14 protein-coding genes, 1 tRNA gene and 1 pseudogene are annotated in these 16,916 nt (G+C 48.8%); 9 read left to right on the forward strand and 7 right to left on the reverse strand.

All coding sequences use genetic code 11. The features are described 5' to 3' along the window. The first annotated feature begins 183 nt into the window (after positions 1-183). Positions 184-270 (forward strand) — tRNA-Leu (locus tag HYD27_RS27145). Between the two features lie 55 nt (positions 271-325). Here HYD27_RS27145 and HYD27_RS27150 read toward each other — a convergent pair. Both HYD27_RS27150 and HYD27_RS27155 read right to left on the reverse strand, forming a co-directional pair. Then, positions 326-1,540: a tyrosine-type recombinase/integrase gene (locus tag HYD27_RS27150; RefSeq protein ID WP_309242130.1), complete on the reverse strand. Its 1,215-nt coding sequence runs from the start codon at positions 1,538-1,540 to the stop codon at positions 326-328. Positions 1,541-1,618: 78 nt separating this feature from the next. Continuing rightward, the gene (locus HYD27_RS27155) at positions 1,619-1,885 is read right to left on the reverse strand and encodes a helix-turn-helix domain-containing protein (protein ID WP_228745366.1); all 267 of its coding nucleotides are present in this window, start codon (positions 1,883-1,885) and stop codon (positions 1,619-1,621) included. 325 nt (positions 1,886-2,210) lie between these two features. On the opposite strand from HYD27_RS27155, the gene HYD27_RS27160 reads away from it, so the two are divergent. Further along, a complete protein-coding gene (locus tag HYD27_RS27160) occupies positions 2,211-2,597 on the forward strand; it encodes a BlaI/MecI/CopY family transcriptional regulator (RefSeq protein WP_219220499.1) in 387 nt (128 codons plus the stop codon). Continuing rightward, positions 2,597-4,435, forward strand: coding sequence for a M56 family metallopeptidase (locus tag HYD27_RS27165; protein WP_219220501.1), 1,839 nt, complete (start codon positions 2,597-2,599; stop codon positions 4,433-4,435). The genes HYD27_RS27160 and HYD27_RS27165 overlap by 1 nt, the downstream gene beginning before the upstream one ends. Before the next feature lie 60 nt (positions 4,436-4,495). On the opposite strand, the gene HYD27_RS27170 is transcribed toward HYD27_RS27165, so the two are convergent. The 5 genes and pseudogenes from HYD27_RS27170 to HYD27_RS32240 form a co-directional block, all read right to left on the reverse strand. Next, positions 4,496-5,122, reverse strand: a complete 627-nt coding sequence (locus HYD27_RS27170) for a glycoside hydrolase domain-containing protein (RefSeq protein ID WP_219220503.1) — start codon at positions 5,120-5,122, stop codon at positions 4,496-4,498. 305 nt (positions 5,123-5,427) lie between these two features. Further along, the gene (locus HYD27_RS27175) at positions 5,428-5,817 is read right to left on the reverse strand and encodes a HepT-like ribonuclease domain-containing protein (protein WP_219220505.1); all 390 of its coding nucleotides are present in this window, start codon (positions 5,815-5,817) and stop codon (positions 5,428-5,430) included. Further along, positions 5,807-6,115 carry a nucleotidyltransferase family protein gene (locus HYD27_RS27180; protein ID WP_219220507.1) on the reverse strand — a complete coding sequence of 103 codons (309 nt, stop codon included), beginning with the start codon at positions 6,113-6,115 and terminating at the stop codon, positions 5,807-5,809. The genes HYD27_RS27175 and HYD27_RS27180 overlap by 11 nt, the downstream gene beginning before the upstream one ends. Positions 6,116-6,254: 139 nt before the next feature. Beyond that, positions 6,255-6,947, reverse strand: coding sequence for a toprim domain-containing protein (locus HYD27_RS27185; RefSeq protein WP_255596523.1), 693 nt, complete (start codon positions 6,945-6,947; stop codon positions 6,255-6,257). A gap of 962 nt (positions 6,948-7,909) precedes the next feature. After that, positions 7,910-8,176: pseudogene (locus tag HYD27_RS32240) on the reverse strand (tyrosine-type recombinase/integrase); the annotation flags it as partial. A 435-nt stretch (positions 8,177-8,611) separates the two neighbouring features. Between HYD27_RS32240 and HYD27_RS27195 the strand changes: the two are divergent. The 6 genes from HYD27_RS27195 to HYD27_RS27220 all read left to right on the forward strand — a co-directional run bounded on the left by HYD27_RS27195 (position 8,612) and on the right by HYD27_RS27220 (position 16,915). Continuing rightward, positions 8,612-10,120: a sulfatase family protein gene (locus tag HYD27_RS27195; RefSeq protein ID WP_219220510.1), complete on the forward strand. Its 1,509-nt coding sequence runs from the start codon at positions 8,612-8,614 to the stop codon at positions 10,118-10,120. 253 nt (positions 10,121-10,373) lie between these two features. Then, entirely contained in the window at positions 10,374-11,243 is an 870-nt protein-coding gene (locus tag HYD27_RS27200; RefSeq protein ID WP_219220512.1) for a helix-turn-helix domain-containing protein, read from the forward strand. Positions 11,244-11,351: 108 nt separating this feature from the next. After that, positions 11,352-12,941 carry an extracellular solute-binding protein gene (locus tag HYD27_RS27205; protein ID WP_219220514.1) on the forward strand — a complete coding sequence of 530 codons (1,590 nt, stop codon included), beginning with the start codon at positions 11,352-11,354 and terminating at the stop codon, positions 12,939-12,941. Positions 12,942-12,973: 32 nt separating this feature from the next. Next, positions 12,974-13,957 (forward strand): ABC transporter permease, encoded by a 984-nt coding sequence (locus tag HYD27_RS27210; protein ID WP_228745367.1) that lies wholly within the window; start codon positions 12,974-12,976, stop codon positions 13,955-13,957. A 14-nt stretch (positions 13,958-13,971) separates the two neighbouring features. Then, a complete protein-coding gene (locus HYD27_RS27215; RefSeq protein ID WP_309242131.1) occupies positions 13,972-14,877 on the forward strand; it encodes a carbohydrate ABC transporter permease in 906 nt (301 codons plus the stop codon). Between the two features lie 19 nt (positions 14,878-14,896). Then, on the forward strand, positions 14,897-16,915 hold the full coding sequence (locus HYD27_RS27220) for an alpha-L-arabinofuranosidase C-terminal domain-containing protein (RefSeq protein ID WP_219220519.1): 2,019 nt from the start codon (positions 14,897-14,899) through the stop codon (positions 16,913-16,915). Position 16,916 lies beyond the last annotated feature (1 nt).

Consider the following 16,916-nt stretch of genomic DNA (forward strand, 5'->3'; position numbering starts at 1 on the left):
CATAAGGAACGCTTATAAGTGAAATATATATAATGAATAGGATTAATTGGTACAGCCTATCATTTTTGGTTGTAAGGCAGTTCTTCGCTGGCCCGCTGGGATGCAATAAAAATCACTTGCTTTTCTCTGGGAAACAGAGTATTATCTTGTTGTTGGCGATTAAAACGCTGTAATACATAATATGCGGTCATGGCGGAATTGGCAGACGCGCTGGCTTCAGGTGCCAGTAATGGCAACATTGTGGAGGTTCGAGTCCTCTTGACCGCACCATACCTAACAATTACAGGTTCTGAATGGGCTTTTTATAGCCGGTTTAGAGCCTGTTTTATATAGGCAGAAAGCTGAGGACATTGCTCATCACTTGGGCCGATGAGATCTTGGAGCTATAATCCAGGTGCGCGTAGATGTTGGCCGTGGTGGAAAAGTGACTGTGGCCCAGCCATTCCTGAATCTCTTTCATGCTCACGCCGTTAGCCAGGAGCAGACTGGCGCAGCTGTGACGAAGGTCATGGAAGCGAATCCGCCGCATCTCGTTCTTTCCCAAAATTATTGGAAAGTGCTGCGTGATGTAGCCTGGTTTGATTCGTTCCCCCAATTTGTCCACGTAGATGTACTCTTTATATGCCTTGGAGTAGGAGTCCTTATACAAGGCCTGATTCTTTTGCTGCTCCTCCAGAATCCGTTGCAGCAGCTCCTGAAAAGCAGGAACCAAGGGCAAGGTGCGATGACTGGCTTTGTTTTTGGCGCGATCCTTTTCCAGTGTAATCTGCTTGCCGCCATAGGACACGGGAATGACCGTATGTTGAATGGTTAGGGTTTGATTCTGAAAGTTGATGGCCTTCCATTTCAAGCCTGCAATTTCGCTGCGGCGCAAGCCGTAGAAGGAGGTGAGCAACACGGCAAGCTCGATTGAGTCGCCCTTTACCGCTTCAAAAAGCTGGTTTAATTCCCGGCTGTCATAGAAGCTGCCGATGAATTGCCCCCGCTTGGGCCGCTCCGCTTTATCCGCGGGATTGGAGGGGATCATGTCCATCTTGAAGGCATATTGCAAGGCTTGGCGGATATAAGCATGAAAGTGTTGGAGGGTTCCGGAGGATAAGTGATATTCCTTTAGCATCTTATGGTAAAAATCGTGAAGATGCTTGGGTTGCACATCCTGAAGAAAGATGCCTTTCTCCCGAAAGTAGGGAACAATTCGGCCATTTACACCAAACGTATAACTGGCATGAGTGGTGATCTCTACCCGGTATTTCATCATTTCCAGCCATTGCTCCATAAAATCGGCAAACAGGACTTGCTCTTCATCCGTTGGATCATCCGCACTAGCTGCCGCGACTTGCTCTTTCGCCAGTTCTTCTGCCTGAAGCGTTGCTTCAAAGTTTTGCCGCGCCTCCAGCAACATCCCTTCTGCTTTCTTCTTATTGCCCTTTAACGGAAGCCCCGTTGGAATCCATTTGGGTTTGCGCTTACCACATTCATCTTTGCAATTCAAAACAATATAAAAAAGACCTTTCTTTTCTTGTAGGTGGCCTGCTATCACGATCTATTCCCTCCTTGGTTTAGCAGCCCTATTCTCCTACCATTGACACTTCTATTATAACACTGCTCAATAGACGATTCAGTGCAATAAAGCGTCAGTGTTAGAAAGCGGATGTGAAATCATGATGCGGTGGAGATAGGAGATGACACTCATCTTGGGAATTTTATAGGCTCTGCCGATTTTAAAATGGTCGATGGAGTTGTTTTGCAATAGCTTGTAGGCGGTTTTGGTGCTGATGCCACCCGGCATGTCGCACATCTGCGGGACCGTGACGACATCCGGGTAGCTTTGGAATATCAAGATATAAATAGCTGAGGAATCGGATGATTCAGGGAAAATGTCCAATATTTTACAGTATCCTTTCCATATCCGTCTGGTTACGTAGAAGCGTAAAGAGACAGAGGCGGGCCTCTTGGGGTGGAGGACGGCAGGTCATACCTAATCCAATGAGAAAGAAAGGGGAGGAACATGACACAATCACTCCTTGAGTTCGAAGGATAAAAAAAGCCAGGGAAGAAAGGATGTCTGGAATAAAGTCATTAGAAGCAACCTTTTCCTGTAAAAAAACGTTTGTAATATAGAACCCAAAGTGCAAAAATTTACTTGCACTCTCATTATACAAGTGTATAATTAAAGCTGTTATACAAATGTATAATGAGGAGAATGATTTATGGACAATGAAATCAAACGGCTACCCGATGCAGAGTTGGAAATTATGCTTGTCATATGGAGAGCCGGAGCTCCGGTTAGTTCTTCTTACATTTCGGAGCAATTACGAGGTAAACGAAAATGGGCTTTGGCTACTTTGATGACTGTGTTGTCGCGGCTGGTTGAAAAGGGATTTCTGCATTGCCAGAAACAAGGGCGCAGCAATAGTTACCATGCTGCGATCTCGGAGATGAAGTACAAGGAAAGTGAAGGGAAGTCCACGCTTGAAAAGCTATTCGGCAATTCTGTTCAAGACATGGTGATGTCACTGTACAACGGAAAGGCTATTGATAAACGCGATCTTGCCCAGTTGCGTGAAATGCTGGATCGGGTAGAGGAGGAACCCTGATGCGGACAAGTCTTTTCTCTGATATTTTGCTGATTTCTGTATCGACAAGTCTGATGATAATCGGATTGCTTCTCTTGTCTCCTATGTTAAGCAAACATTATTCGGCAAAATGGAAATATGGAGTTTGGCTGATCGTCACGATACGTTTACTGCTTCCCTTTCCTTTTTCATTTGGTGATAGCTTTGTATCGATCCCGCTTCCTGAAAGCTCAAGGATTGTAACGGCGTTCCAAGAAAATTTATCCCTTGGCACACAGGCTGATATATCTGTTATTTCGCAGCCGGTCCAACAGGACGCCGGGGCGTCTAATCATACGCCTTCGCTTATGATTATTATGGCCCTGCTTTGGCTATCCGGGGTTTCCCTTTTTTTGCTTTATCATGTGATGAGTTACTGCTTGTTTAGAAAGCAAGCTCTTCGCTGGAGCAATCCTCTTCTTAGTGACCGCATGGTGTCGAAAATAAATCAAGTCTCTAATGAAATGAACGTAAAATGTTCCGTCATCGTTCTAACCAGCCGTACGGTTCCAAATCCGATGTTAGTCGGTTTTTATAAGCCAATTCTGTTCTTACCGCATGACCAATATCGTGATGAAGATTTGGAATTTATTATGAAGCATGAGTTGGTTCACTATAAGAGACATGACAGCGTATATAAGCTGATGCTGCTGATTGTGCAAGCCATCCACTGGTTTAATCCGTTCGTGTGGTTTATGGTGCGCGAAGTTGTTCGCGAGATTGAAATTAGCTGTGATGATGCGGTAGTCCGTAAGCAAGACCTAGCCTACCGCAAGAGATACTGTGAAGCCATTTTGTCGGAAATGCAGCATAATGCTGCACCTCATGTTGCGTTAATAACGAATTTTTCAGGAGGGAAGCATACGATGAAACAGAGATTCAGAAGTATATTGAATATGAACGAGAAGCGAAATGGAGTCATGGCGTTTATAACAGTCTTAATCCTGATTGGATCACTTGCCATATTAGTTGCCTGTACGAATATAGGCGGTCGAACTAATAACGCGGCGCTTAAACCGGGATCCATTTATTCTTACGATTCCAGCGGCGAACAAGTCGCAGTAAATGATACGGGCAACTCCTATTCCATTAATCAAGAAGGCAACGTTTCGATCTCCTATCAGAATGGGGCGATTATAGCTAAAACTCCCTTAAAGCTGGATACAACAGGAACGGTTTTGGGAATGGGACGAACGGACACCGGATTCTTTATTTCCGGGGATAAAACCGCTATCGTGTATGGTTTCGCAGATGGAAACGAATCACCGCTTCATGTATTAGTCAGTGATGATAGAGGGGAAACGTGGAATGATTACACAATTGAAGGAGCAAAGGGATATGATGCCAAGTTCATTGGCTTTACAAATAAACAGGACGGCTGGATTGTGGCAGGTGGATCTGCCGGAGTTGGACATTCTCTGAATTATGTTTATCAGACCTCAGATGGAGGAAAGACATGGCAGGAGCTTGGAAATCCCAATGATCTGTATGCGGAGCATATGACCGGTGCTGGTTTTGCCAACAAGGAAATCGGTTTTTTGGGATTCCGGTATTATGAAGATAGTGGACCGGTCATTTATTGGACCAAAGACAAGGGGGAGACTTGGGAAAAGCTTGTTGTATCTTTACCGGAAACATTCGATGAATATCAAAAGACGCCGCTTTCCCCGATTTTCAATGGAAAAGAAGGATTGTTTCCGATTCTGCTCCGGCATAGGGATAATGAGAATTTAACAGGCACCATTTATCTGTCCAGTAAAGACAGTGGTCTGACATGGACGTATGATGCATCATACGATAAGTTGGGCAATACAAAATAAAGAGAAGAGCGGCCGTTATGCAATGGCCGCTCCTTTATATCGCCTTTTATCGACGTGGACTTATTTCTTCCAACCTCCGCCACCATGTGAAGAGGATTCCACGTAGTCTACGTTAATGCTGCCAGTACCCGATCCAACTACCGTATTAAAATTGTATTGCCGCAGATTCCAATCATTAAAGGTTCCTTGCCAGCTATTATCAACAATGAAGGTATAACGTGTCGTAGCCGAATAAGTGCCACGAATATAACCACAGACGGCTCTTGAACCATACACGCCCAACTTATAGGAGTTGGGATTCTTGGTGCCATTGTTTAGAACCGATAAGATTCCTTGAAAATAGGGCACTACATAGCTTGTAATTTCGGATGAGGTCATGTCGCGATCCACAGCGAAATAAATGGGGGTACTGCTTGTCTGCCCTAAATCTTTTGCCAGTCCGACGGCAGTTTCCGCATCATTGACACCATTGGAATTGGTGAAGTGATCCAATGATTTGCTGATTTGAAAAAGAGATACGATGAACAATCCTCCATTAGAAATTCGGGTAACTTCTGCAGATGTAAGACCGTCTTGATACCCTTCTACGCGATTTAAGTATCTACCGACAAACGTGAAGTTATTATTCGTAAGAGTAGTTAATCTTGCCGCGGTAACATTCGTTGCAGTATCACAACCAAGTGCCATTGTGTTTTCCTTCTTTTCATCAATTTGTGTTTTCTATTTCTTCAAAAAAGATAGTCATAAAATCTCTTTGAAACTAAAATGTAAGATTGGCGCCAATCTCATAAACAATATATGAAAAACAAATCATAGTTTCTTGGGGGAATAACGTAAAAATGAAAAAAGGGCAAATGGTTTAATAGTTATAAATGAGAAAAGAGGGTGAATTTTGAGATTGCATTGTAAATGGTCGAGGAAATAAAAAAAGCCACATCCTTAAAAATGGATTGTGACTTTCTAAAGACAGTTTGTTTTGTTGGCTTATCTACTTATCGCTCGAAATCCTCTTCCTCTTCATCGGATAAAATATGTGATTCCTGAATTTCGCGGTACAATAGGTTTTCGATTTGTTTCAGCAGTTCCGGCAAGCTGGCCGCAAGAGTTCCCCAAAGCACCGCTAAATCCACGTTCTCATAGTCATGGACGATGCGATTCCGCATGCCACGTATGCTTTTCCAGGGGATATGGGGATGGGCTTCTTGCGTATCCAAACTCACGTTTTTGGCCAACTCTCCCATCTGAGAAACGGTAAAGGCACAAGCCGAGATGGTTTTCTTATCTGCCATAAACTGCTCAAACGTATAGCCATCCACATATTTCATCACATCACAAATGTACCCGCTGATTTTTTGCAGGATGATCCGGTCTTTACTTTTCATATAAAATGATCCCCTCGCGTTCTACAGCGGAACAGATGGTGGAATTTCGCTTCAACTCAGATTGTTCAAACAAGTCAATACGTTTGTTCAATTGCGCTGTCAGGTCTTCCAGCAAGCCGTAAAAAGCCAGATTTAAAAGTTTCCCCCGGCTGTCAATGACAATATCAATATCACTCTGGTTGGTAGCCTCACCTCTAGCATAAGAGCCAAATAAGATCGCACGATAAATCGGGGCTGCTGCAAAAATGGGATGCAGCTTTGATTTGATTTCATCAATCGGGTAAATCGTCTGTTCCATGTTCTCACCTGCTATTTAAAGGATACAAGCAATAGGGGAAGGGATTCCTCCGCTGGAAGGCAGCGGCGGGGAATAGGAAGTTCCTTGGATCAAGCATAAAGGAAACGGCGCTCTCTATCAAGAACATCTAACTCCTCCATCATCTTTCGTAGCCGTATTCCGCTTTTTCTGCGAATGGACGAGCTTCTTCTGTCATCCGGCGCAACACTTGCAAATCCTCGTTGATGTCCTTGCTTTGCGGCGTTTCAACAGAGGTTTCATAACCTAGCGACGTATACTTTTGGGCAAATGAAAAAGCAGCCGCTTGACCCCAGTTGGGGGCAGGACTGCCGTCATGGTAGGTAGCATATTCGTCATTATCCAGACAGAAGACAATTTCCGTTGTCTCGTTCATTCCCAGGAATCGCTCCAGCGCCTGATCGGACAAGCAGCCCAGGGAGATGTAATGGTTGGCGGTCCAGTCCTGCCCATTCAGCTTGGCGAGACTGACTTGGCTCATGGCGTCAATCGGGGATTCACATACATATACCTTCTTGCTGCTTCCGGCGATGTGAAACGGGTAGCTTTTATCCTTGCTTTCACGAGTATGCTCGGTACCGATGACAGGCTCAAACATAAGGCCATCTATACAATGGTCATACACAAAAGCTTTCATGGGTTCAAGTTCGCCGGACTCATAGAAATCCAGCAACTTCGTTGTAAAGCTGCTCTGTTGCTCTATGGGGACGGATAGGACGCCACAACCGGCTGAAATCATGACCCGATTGGCTGCAAGCATCGCTGTTCGCTTATTGCCATCTGGAAATAGCTGCTTTCGCATGAGAACAAGCATCAAGGCAATCGCCTGCTTGGTTGGATTTGGGATGCTCAGTATCGCCGTTAGTTCTGCGCGGATTGTGATTCATCAGGCAGATCAGGATGCCAGAGAGTGCCACCATGCATACAGGTATATCTCGCAATAATCCTGCCCGGGGAATCAGGTTATTGCCGCCTACCTGCTGATTGGTTTTGCAAAGGTAGAAAAGTTCCAACGGCTGTTGCGAGGTTTCCAGTACGAACAGCCAGGCTTGGTTGAGATTATGGATGGCGATAACTGTAGGCACCGGCAGATCAGGTACACGGATTCCCTTGCAGATAGCCTCTGTATCCGCATAGCTTTGCGTGCAAGCCTTCCAATGCTGCGCTTTTCCAAATGTTGTCGATCAGGTTCCGCCGGACTACAAACCGATTTTGTTCCACCGTCATGTGGTATTTCGCCCTCAGGGCTCAACCTCCTTTTCCTGATTATTTGCAGTACTTTCAATATCAGGTTATGGGATGAAGATCGCAAAATTAATGATGCAGGTACGAATTCTATGGCCAGTGCTGGCATGATGATTCTTCTCAATTAAGATGAACTATATTTCAGGTTCCAATTCTTTCTCCGGTTCCCGCTCTGATTCCTCAGCTTGTTCCTCCATGACGATCTCCTGTCCTTGCAATTCCTTAAACTCCAATGCCGAATTGATCTCGGATTGCCGCGTGACCAGTTGTTGCAGCTTCTGCTCCTCTTCAAATGGCTTTCCCCATTCTTTTTTCGCTGCGGCAAGCTGCTCCTGCGTTTCCTCCTGATACTGCTTCGCGGCTTGCAGCAGTGCCGGGTGAATTTTTACCTGTCCTGCAGCATTTAAGTAAAGGCAAGTCCGCGACGCTGTGGTTCGTCAATCACTCTCCATCCCGCTTTTTGTGGAACGGGCCATCACCATGGAGCGCGCGGCGGAGCTATCCGGATTGCCCCTGGTTGATTTCATCGCTTTATTGGAAAAGCGGGAAATTCCCTGGGGAGAGTATACGGAGGTAACGGTCCTGAATATCCGTACTAAACAATTCGACATAGTAATTAACCATATCCAAGGTGGAATGCCCCAGTATCTTTTGCAGGGTGAAGATGTCGCCTCCGTTAATGATGCAGAACTTGGCCATTGTATGCCGGAAGGTATGGGGAGAAACTCTGGCCCCTGCTATTCCAGCGGTCCTTCCGTATTCCTGAATGTTTTCTTGAATGGTTCGTTTTCGAAGTCCCTCGCCCTCTTTTGTGGCCTACTTTGGCATCTGGATCGGCGGAGGGTTTGCAGGAGTATTCATAGATGCGAGGCATGCTTGCCTACGATGGCAGCCCGATAAAGATAAGCGGGATAGTGATGACATGGTTCTTGCCTTTACACAGCCCGGATAATCAGCTTTCGTTCCTTCTCATTTGATACTCTCCCTGGTACATCAGGTTCTGAAAATAGGCCTCTTACAGCCTTTTTCGGAGCCTTATTTGTAGCATCAGGAGGTTGTCACACCCAACAAAATGCTGAATTATTGACAACGAAATGTTATTTCTCTTTCCGCCTAGTTACTTTATGCTAATTACATGTCCGTATTCAAACTATAACGCTTGGAATAATATGCTATAAAGTACTGAACGCAGTGGAATAATCAATCATGCGTTGGTGCCGAGGGAGGCGCTTCATGAAGAAACCGAATGTTTTATTAATTACGAGCGACCAGCAGCACTGGAACACGATCGGAGCGTACAATTCCGAAATCCAAACGCCTAATCTTGACCGCCTGGCCCGTGAAGGAACAACGTTTGGGCGGGCTTATTGTCCAAGCCCGGTCTGTACGCCCAGCAGATCTTCGATCATTACGGGAATGTACCCGAGCCAACACGGTGCCTGGACGCTGGGAACCAAACTGCTGGAGGACCGCCATACTGTCGGTGAGGATTTTCAGGCAAACGGTTACCGGACAGCTCTGGTTGGAAAAGCGCATTTTCAGCCGCTGCGGGGAACGGAGGAATATCCTTCGCTTGAGTCCTACCCGGTCCTGCAGGATATGAACTTCTGGCGTTCTTTTCACGGGCCTTTTTATGGCTTCGATCACGTGGAACTGGCACGAAATCATACGAACGAAGCGCATGTCGGACAACATTATGCCAACTGGATGGAGGAGAAGGGATGCGGAAATTGGCGGGATTATTTTCTGCCTCCTACCGGAACGATGGACCCTTCCCAGAAACACAAATGGGCGATACCAGAAGCCTACCATTACGACAATTGGATCGCCGAGCGCACAAACACACTGCTTGAGCAATTCCGGGAACGGGAGCAGCCCTTTTTCCTTTGGTCCAGCTTCTTCGATCCGCACCCCGATTATTTGGTTCCCGAGCCGTGGGATACGATGTATGATCCGGAGTCATTGACAATCCCCGCCCTTGTGGACGGAGAGCATGATCAGAACCCGCCGCATTTTCGGATGACGCAGGAACAGAACCCGGACTTTGCGCATTTATGGGAATCCGGCCACGAAATTCACGGCTATCATTCCCATCTGCTTCCCGAAGGCGAGCGCAAGAAGCTGGTAGCGACCTATTATGGTATGATCAGTCTGATGGACAAATATATCGGAAGGATTCTCGACAAGCTGGATGAGCTGGGACTTTACGACAACACCATCGTTGTGTTTACGACCGACCATGGACATTTTTTCGGTCAGCACGGGCTGCAGCATAAGGGCGGCTTTCATTATGAAGATTTGCTCAGGCTGCCGTTTCTGGTTCGTTACCCAGGGAAAGTGCCTGCCGGCGTGCGCAATCCGGCCATTCAATCGCTGGTTGATCTTGCGCCTACGTTCTTGTCTTTATGCGGCATCCGGCCCCCAAGCGGAATGACCGGCATGGATCAGAGCATGGTTTGGCAGGGACTGGTTCCACAGGTGCGCGATCACGCGCTGTGCGAATTCCGGCATGAACCGACAACGATTCATCAGAAAACCTACATTGACTGCCGCTATAAGCTGACAGTATACTACCGCCAGACGTACGGCGAATTGTTCGATCTGCAGGACGATCCCGGCGAGCTTCGCAATCTGTGGAACGATCCGGATTACGCCGCTTTAAAAACGGATCTTCTGCTTAAATACGCTTGGGCGGAGCTTGGCAAGGAGGCCATGCCGATGCCCCGCATTTGGCATGCGTAACTCTGTAGGATTTCAAACGTTGTACATGAGGCAGGACTATCCCAATGAGTTGATAAAAGGGATACGATGAGAGAATTTCGATAATGTTGCGGAAATGAGAAGGTTGTATCTCTTGACGCTGGGAGCGGGAGCAATAGTATAATAGTGTTTAAAATCAGACGGGCTGACTAACAAGTCTTCTGTATGTCGCTTAAGAAATCTAAAGACATGGCAGTGATTATTTTGCTATGTCTTTTTTTCGGGGGTAAAAGATATGAAGGATTACGGTCATGAATATGCGGACATCTTTTATTACACGCCGAATGAGTTTGAGAAGCTTGGCGGACTCTGGCCGCTGCGGACCGGACATAATGTAGCGAAAGCGAATTATAGCGTGGGGCCGAGAGTTATTGAATGTTTTTCCTTTCACTTTGTGCTCAGCGGCGAGGTCACTTTGTCCGGCCTGGGGGGGGAAACCGTTCTTAAGAAAGGAAGCATGTTCTGCCTTTTCCCGAATGTGAAACACAGCTACTGGGTATCTCAATATGATTCCGAATCCCCGCTTCAAATGCATTGGCTGGCGTTTAATGGACCGCAAGCGGAGCTGCTGGTGAAAAGAACCGGAATTACGGAACGAAAACCGTATTTGCACAACAAGCTTACGGCCGAGCTGGCTGAATTGCTGAAGGCTTGCATGAAACCAATTGAAAACCGGGAGAAAGACGGGGATCTGCAGCTGCAGATCATGCTGTACCGGATATTTGAATTATTATCGCGTCCGCTTCCCGATGTTTCAGACGGCAATGACTGGTTAAGCACCTGTCTGCGGTACATGGAAACGCATTATGCCGAAGGCATTACGGTCTCTGATATCGCTCAATTTATCGGCATGCACCGTTCACATCTTTCCAGCAGATTTAAGCGTTGTACCGGTATGAGTCCCCGTGAGCTTTTAATTAAGCTGCGGATGGAGCGTGCGGGGGAAATGCTGCAGAGCCGGACATTATCGATTACGGAAATTGCGCTTTCTCTCGGATATACGGACCTGTATACGTTCTCGAGGGCTTTTTGTACTTATTACGGAATATCGCCTTCAAGTTACCGTCGCAGATTGCTTTCTCCCAACGAAATGATAAATGTATAACAACGAAATGTTATTCCTATTTTCTGTGGCTTACTTTATGCTAAATACAACTTTTAAACCTACTATATGGCTTGGAATACTATTATTTAGAAGGGGCTGCAGAAAATTATGGATAAACATTGGAGAAGAAACGCAATATCAGCGATGATCATTTTGGGTCTGGGGCTTGCAGGGTGCAATTCAGGTGCCGGCACGGCAAACGAGGCTAAACCTGAAGGCGGGTCCGGGACAGCCGTGAGCAAAAACGGATATCCGATTGTGCAGGAGCCGGTCACGCTCAAGATGTTTACCCGGATCGCCCCCGTCAACGGCCCATTTAAGGACATGCCGGTGTTTCAGGATTACGGGAAATTGAGCAATGTGCAGGTCGAATTTACCGAAGCTCCAACGGATGGCTTTCAGGAGAAGAAGAATTTACTGTTCGCCTCAAATGAGCTGCCTGATGCATTGTATCGCTCCGGTCTTACCCCGCTGGAAACGATTCGTTACGGAACGGCCGGTCAACTGATTCCGCTGGAGCAGCTGATTGACGATTATGCGCCGAACTTTAAAAAATTGATGGATCAGTACCCTGAAATCCGCTCGGCGATCACAACTCCGGAAGGCCATATTTACGCTCTTCCCGCTGTTGTTACCTTGGGCTCTGCACGCACGGATAAAAAATGGATCAATCAGGCGTGGCTGAAGAAGTTGAATCTGGAAGAACCGGTGACTACGGATGATCTGTATAACGTGCTGGTTGCTTTCCGGGATAAGGATCCGAACGGCAACGGAAAAGCGGATGAAATTCCAATGACCGCCCGCGCAAGCAGCGGCTCAGGCCAAGGCATACCGGTTGTTACTATGATGAGCGGATCGTTTGGTTTGGACCAGCAGCTTGGCTACAATATTAACCTGACTGATGACAAAGTGGAGATTTGGATGGGCAGCGAACAGAACAAAGAGCTGCTGTTGTACTTGAACAAGCTATATTCCGAAGAACTGCTTGATCCCGCAGTGTTCTCGCATAAAGAAGCGGAATATCTCGCCAAACAGGCATCGGGAAACACCGGGTTCTTCTTTGATCAGACGAACAATCCGTTCCTGGAGATCGCGGATCAATATACGGGAATCGCTCCTCTTGAAGGTCCCCACGGGGATCGGCTGCAAAGCCAGGGCGCGCCTATTGCACGGGATTTTGGAGCCTTTGCCATTACTTCAGTCAACAAGTACCCGGAAGCCTCGCTCCGTTGGATCGATTATTTCTATAGCGAGGAGGGCTCGACCCTGCTCAGATTCGGAAGAGAAGGCGAGCATTACGAACTGAAGGACGGCATTCCTTATTATAATGAAGATTTCTTGAAGTCGGGCAATCAGGCCAAAATCACCCCGTACGCCGGAGGCGGAGCGCCTCACCTGATCAGCGAGAAGGTTGCTTCGTACATTAATCCGCTACAGGTGCAGGAGGCGCAACGGAAGCTGGACCCGTTCATGCCGGAGGTGCGGTATGCGGCTCCAATGTTTGATGAGCAAACCGCGCAGCAGGTCAATATCCTGCGGAACGATATCGACAAATACTATGAGGAGCAGAGCACGAAATTCATTGCCGGAGCGCTTAGCTTTGACAAATGGGACGAATTCCAGGCGACCCTGAAGAAGCTGAAGATTGATGAGCTGGAACAGCTGTATCAGGAAGCTTATGACAAGATGGAGAAATAATTGCGGTTCCGGACAAGGGAGGAAGGGAACTCATGAAGACGACGCAAATAGAGCTTACGAAGACGGAACAAGCTGATCTGCCCTCCGTTTCTGTCCGGAGCAATTCAAGGCGCAGTATCCGGCTGTTTAAACAAATGATTAATCGTTATGACCTATATCTCATGCTGCTGCTGCCGATGGCGTGGTATCTGATCTTTCACTATGGCCCGCTGTACGGACTCCAAATCGCCTTCAAGAATTTCAATCCGGCGAGGGGGATTGTTGGCAGCGGCTGGGTGGGCTTCGATCATTTCGCACGATTTTTTGATTCATATTATTTCTGGAGGCTTCTGTGGAATACGCTGTCCATCAATCTGTATTCCTTGCTGATCGCCTTTCCGGTTCCTATCTTACTGGCACTGCTCATCAATGAAATCCGCAGCAAGGCCTTCAGCAAATGGCTTCAAAATATAACCTATATCCCGCACTTCATTTCGGTTGTCGTCATCGTGGGCATCCTGACGGTGCTTCTCTCGCCCACCGGACCGCCTAACATGCTGATCCAGGCTTTCGGCGGCAGTCCCATCCGCTTTCTGGAGTCAGCCGGCTGGTTTAAGACGATCTTTATCGGCTCGAATATTTGGCAAAACATGGGGTGGCAGTCGATCATCTACATTGCAGCGCTCAGCGGGATCAATCCCCAGTTGTATGAGGCAGCCAAAATAGACGGGGCTTCCCGGCTGCGGCGTATTTGGCACGTCTCCCTGCCGGGGATCGTTCCCGTCATCGTTATATTGTTGATTCTGGACGTCGGGCAATTTATGAACATAGGGTTCGAGAAAATTTTGCTGCTGCAAAACAACTTGAATCTCGAAGCCAGCGACGTGATCTCCACATTCGTCTACACGACCGGGATACTAAAGGGAGAGTACAGCTACACTGCGGCGATCGGGCTGTTCAACTCAGTGATCAATCTGACGCTGCTGCTGCTGGTGAACCGGCTTGCGCGCAAAACATCGGAAACGAGTCTATGGTAAAGGAGGAGAGCCCCGTGTCCAAGCGAGTTGCGTTAAAAAGGGGGTCAAACGGCCCGCCGGCCGACCGGTATTTTGATACGATTGTGTACCTGATCGCCGCGGTGATCATGATCCTCGTGCTTTATCCGCTGCTTTTTGTGGTAAGCGCCTCGTTCAGCGATCCGGCGAAGGTGCTGGGCGGGGAAGTGTGGTTGCTGCCGAAAGGCTTCACCGTCGAAGCCTACGCGAATATTTTGCACAACGATAAAATCTGGACCGGATTTGCCAATTCGATTGTATACACAACAGTCGGCACAATCATTAACATCGCCATGACGCTATTGGCGGCGTATCCGCTGTCGCGGCCGGATCTGCCCTTGCGCAAAGGTCTGATGCTGATCGTAACGCTCACGATGTTTTTCAGCGGAGGGCTGATTCCGACTTACCTGCTTGTCAAAGACCTGGGCATGGTCGACACGATGTGGGCCTTGATTATCCCGGGCGCGATCTCGACATACAATCTGATTGTCATGAGAACATACTTCCAGTCCAGCATTCCCTGGGAGCTGCAGGAAGCCGCCCATGTGGACGGATGCTCCAACTGGCGTCTGCTGTTCAGCATTGTTTTACCGTTATCGAAGCCGATCCTGGCGGTGATGGTTCTTTTCTATGCGGCCGGCCACTGGAATTTGTTTTTTAATGCGCTTATCTATATCCGGAGTGAAGAGCTGTATCCGCTTCAACTGGTGCTGCGCGAAATTTTGCTGATCAGCCAATCGGACGCTGTGGACAGCGGCGTTGGGCTGGAGGACAAGATTCTGCTGGCTGAGAGCGTCAAGTACGCGGTCATTATCATATCCAGTCTGCCGGTACTCATTATGTATCCTTTCGTGCAGCGGCATTTCGTGAAAGGCGTCATGATCGGCTCGATCAAAGGATAAATGGTCAGGAGGTTTTAGGTTGAAAGTAAACGCAACAATTACCGTTGAAGGCAGCCGGGCCAGTGGGCACAAGGTGAATCCTTACCTGTTCGGGCATTTCGTGGAGGACATCCGCGACCATATGGAAGCGATGCTCGCCTATCCGCTGAAGGACATGGATTTTGAAAGTGAGAATGATGGGAGGAGTGCCGTATCCGGGTGCTGGAGCGCCTATACGAATGGACGGAATACGAGGTATGCGCTGGAGGCACCGGCTCCGAAGCATTCGGGCCGCGCAGTGCGCATCCACATCCTGAGCGATGACGAAGCTTATGCCGGGATTGCGCAGCGGGCTGCACTGAAGGGGCCAATGGAATATAAGGTTCAACTGGTGGTACGGGCATCGGTCGAGCTTCGGCACATGGTCATCGAAGCGGTGGACCGGCGCACGGAGGAGCGGCTTGGCCATGCGGTCATCGAACTTGCCGGCCACAACTGGCAGGAGTACAGGGCGGAGCTGTTCGTCTCCCGCGCTTGTGCCGACGCTGAAATCCGGGTGTATGTGCCAGCCGGCCACCCGAGGTGGGCCGATCATGTATCTACTGGCATGCTCTGGCTCGATCACGTATCTCTGATGCCTGCGGACAACATTGGCCTGGTGAAGCGCGAAGTGCTGGAGATGACACAGGCGCTGAACGCAGGCATGATGAGGCTTGCCGGCAATTACATCAGTGCTTACCACTTTGAGCATGGCGTCGGTCCAGTTCTGGAGCGGCCTGTCATGTACAACGAAGCGTGGGGCGGCTGGACTAGTAAATATTTCGGTACGGATGAGTTCATCTTTTTCTGCCGGGAGCTGCAGGTGGAGCCGCTTATCTGCGTGAACGACGGGTCGGGAACGCCCGAGGAAGCCGCGCGCTGGGTGGAATACTGCAACGGGAACGCCGATACCCCGATGGGTGCGAAACGAGCGGCGAATGGTTTCCCGGAGCCGTACAACGTAAAGTACTGGGAGATCGGCAACGAAGTATGGGGAGCGTGGCAGGTAGGCGCTTGCTCCGCAGACCGGTTCGCGGAACGGTGCGTTTCCTTTGCGGAAGCCATGAAGGCGGCGGATCCGTCCCTCGTGATTCTTGCCTGTGGGCACACCGATCAGGCATGGAACCGGGCAGTGCTTGATATTGCGGGCGAGCATATCGATTATTTGACCCTGCATTTGTATCACGGCTACGGACGGTTCGGGTTGGAACGGGATGCGCCGGCGGAGGAGCGTTACAAGGCGATGGCCACCTTCCCGGAGTGGACCCGCGACAGCATCCTGCAGACGGTGGAGCAGATCCGTGCTAATGCGAAGCATCGCCACATCAAGCTGGCCATTACCGAATACAACACGATGTACTATCCGAACACTGTGCGCAAGGGGCTGCCGGATGAGCACACGCTGGGGGCTGCGGTCGCCAATGCCGCCCATCTGAATGAAATGCTGCGCCTAAGCGACATGGTGCATATCGGCAGCTTCTCTGATCTGGTGAACGGCTGGCTCGGGGGCTGCATCCGTGTGGGCGATTATTATGCCGACCAATATTGCGGAAGAACGCCTGGCTGGAGCGGTCATTCCCTCACGGTATACGGAACGCCGAGCTATGAAGTGATGAAGCTGTACTCGGGCCGGAACATCGGGCGGATGCTTCCCGCCGAGGCTATTTGCGGTACTTTCTCTGTCCATTCGAACAAGCCGGTCCCATTTAAGATGGACGCGCTGCCGGATTTGGACGTGGCGGCCTGCATGAATGAGGAAGGAAGTCTTATCACCGTGTTCATCGTGAACCGCAGCCTCCGGGAAGTAAAGACCGGGCTGGAGCTGCGGGGGTTTGAGCCGTCTGATGAGACGCTGTTGTACGAAATTACAGGAGATTCCATCGACGAGATCAATAGCGTCTTTGCACCGGACCGCATCAGCTGCAAGGCGAGCGCGGTTCCGGCCAGGGCATGGCTGAGCGGTTACCCTCTGCGCCCGGCTTCGGTCTATGCGCTTGAGATCCAGGCTAAACTGAAGTGAA

Origin of the sequence: Paenibacillus sp. S150, assembly GCF_019352175.1 — a bacterium.
In the GTDB taxonomy this organism is placed as follows: Bacteria; Bacillota; Bacilli; order Paenibacillales; family Paenibacillaceae; genus Paenibacillus_AQ.

What these genes read in the sequence shown, in the direction of transcription:
- HYD27_RS27180 (WP_219220507.1), bottom strand. Translation starts at nt 6,115, where the DNA reads ATGGAACAGACGATTTACCCGATTGATGAAATCAAATCAAAGCTGCAT.
- HYD27_RS27210 (WP_228745367.1), top strand. Translation starts at nt 12,974, where the DNA reads ATGAAGACGACGCAAATAGAGCTTACGAAGACGGAACAAGCTGATCTG.
- HYD27_RS27205 (WP_219220514.1), top strand. Translation starts at nt 11,352, where the DNA reads ATGGATAAACATTGGAGAAGAAACGCAATATCAGCGATGATCATTTTG.
- HYD27_RS27170 (WP_219220503.1), bottom strand. Translation starts at nt 5,122, where the DNA reads ATGGCACTTGGTTGTGATACTGCAACGAATGTTACCGCGGCAAGATTA.
- HYD27_RS27165 (WP_219220501.1), top strand. Translation starts at nt 2,597, where the DNA reads ATGCGGACAAGTCTTTTCTCTGATATTTTGCTGATTTCTGTATCGACA.
- HYD27_RS27160 (WP_219220499.1), top strand. Translation starts at nt 2,211, where the DNA reads ATGGACAATGAAATCAAACGGCTACCCGATGCAGAGTTGGAAATTATG.
- HYD27_RS27175 (WP_219220505.1), bottom strand. Translation starts at nt 5,817, where the DNA reads ATGAAAAGTAAAGACCGGATCATCCTGCAAAAAATCAGCGGGTACATT.
- HYD27_RS27185 (WP_255596523.1), bottom strand. Translation starts at nt 6,947, where the DNA reads ATGCTTGTTCTCATGCGAAAGCAGCTATTTCCAGATGGCAATAAGCGA.
- HYD27_RS27195 (WP_219220510.1), top strand. Translation starts at nt 8,612, where the DNA reads ATGAAGAAACCGAATGTTTTATTAATTACGAGCGACCAGCAGCACTGG.
- HYD27_RS27200 (WP_219220512.1), top strand. Translation starts at nt 10,374, where the DNA reads ATGAAGGATTACGGTCATGAATATGCGGACATCTTTTATTACACGCCG.